The following is a 1976-nucleotide window of genomic DNA, read 5'->3' on the forward strand; positions in this document are numbered from 1 at the left end:
AGTGCGGGTGTGGCACTGGTTAGTATCAGATTCTTCGGTATGGACGGTTCTTCACTGGTACGGGAATATCAACCCGTTGTCCATCGACTACGCCTGTCGGCCTCGCCTTAGGTCCCGACTAACCCAGGGCGGATTAACCTAGCCCTGGAACCCTTGGTCATTCGGCGGACGGGTTTCTCACCCGTCTTTCGCTACTCATGCCTGCATTCTCACTCGTATAGCCTCCACGACTGAATCACTTCGCAGCTTCACCGGCCACACGACGCTCCCCTACCCAAAAACACCCGAGTTATCGGTTACATGTTTTTGCCACAACTTCGGTGGTGTGCTTAAGCCCCGCTACATTATCGGCGCGGAATCACTTGACCAGTGAGCTATTACGCACTCTTTCAAGGGTGGCTGCTTCTAAGCCAACCTCCTGGTTGTCACTGCAACTCCACATCCTTTTCCACTGAGCACACGCTTAGGGACCTTAGTTGATGGTCTGGGCTGTTTCCCTCTCGACTACGAAGCTTATCCCCCGCAGTCTCACTGCCACGCTGACTTCACGGCATTTGGAGTTTAGCTGACGTCAGTAACCCTCGCGGGCCCATCAGTCATCCAGTCGCTCTACCTCCGCAAAGCACCACGTGACGCTGCACCTAAATGCATTTCGGGGAGAACCAGCTATCACAGAGTTTGATTGGCCTTTCACCCCTAACCACAGATCATCCCCCCAGTTTTCAACCTAGGTGGGTTCGGGCCTCCACGCCGTCTTACCGGCGCTTCACCCTGTCCATGGCTAGATCACTCCGCTTCGGGTCTAGGACACACGACTCACACGCCCTGTTCGGACTCGCTTTCGCTGCGGCTTCCCCACACGGGTTAACCTCGCCACATGCCACTAACTCGCAGGCTCATTCTTCAAAAGGCACGCCATCACCCCACAAGGAGGCTCTGACGGATTGTAGGCACACGGTTTCAGGTACTCTTTCACTCCCCTCCCGGGGTACTTTTCACCATTCCCTCACGGTACTATCCGCTATCGGTCACCAAGAGTATTTAGCCTTACCAGGTGGTCCTGGCAGATTCACACGACATTCCACGAGTACCGTGCTACTCGGGCACCAACACACACAAACCAGCACAGTTTCAGCTACGGGACTCTCACCCACTCCGGTCAGGCTTCCCAACCTGTTCACCTACCACACTGCATCCATGCCCCAGCCATGCTGAACTAGGACGATTGGCCCCACAACACCGCGCATGCAACACCAGCACGCTTGACACACACACGGTTTAGGCTCTTCCGCGTTCGCTCGCCACTACTAACAGAATCATTATTATTTTCTCTTCCTATGGGTACTGAGATGTTTCACTTCCCCACGTCACCCCCAACAAGGCTATACATTCACCCTGTGGTCACTACGCACAACACGCAGCGAGGTTTCCCCATTCGGACACCCTCGGATCACAGCTCGTTTACCAACTCCCCGAGGCTTATCGCAGATTACCGCGTCCTTCATCGGCTCTTGATGCCAAGGCATCCACCATGCGCCCTTGAACACTCACCACCCCACACAGGCACACACAAACCCCAAAAGGCTCACATGCGCGTCAGGGTGACAAGACGAATAACACAAGAAACACAAAAACAAACAAAATCACAACAACCACACACAGTGTGATTGCCAGATGCTCGCGTCCACTATTCACAAAACAAACAACCACCACACACCCAAACCACCACCCCCAACACAGGGATGACAATCCACGGCAGTGGAAAGAGACAACAACCACACACCCAACGAGCGTGCGGGCCTGTTCTCCCACAACCCAACAGCGTGCCTGCCCACACCCACACACCACACACAAGCACTCCATCCACGAGCACCCTGAGCAGCACACAAGTGCAGAAGTTTCGCAGTGTTCCACCCATGAGCACCCCACACACCCACCATGGATGTCAGGGCTTACCACAACACACCCCACAACCA

General features: G+C 54.8%; 1 rRNA gene. It reads right to left on the reverse strand.

The window, feature by feature from the left end:
- Window positions 1-1553 (reverse strand): 23S ribosomal RNA (locus HMPREF3172_RS10595); the annotation flags it as partial.
- Between the last annotated feature and the right edge of the window lie 423 nt (window positions 1554-1976).

This window comes from Brevibacterium sp. HMSC08F02 (assembly GCF_001807555.1).
Lineage (GTDB): Bacteria > Actinomycetota > Actinomycetes > Actinomycetales > Brevibacteriaceae > Brevibacterium > Brevibacterium ravenspurgense.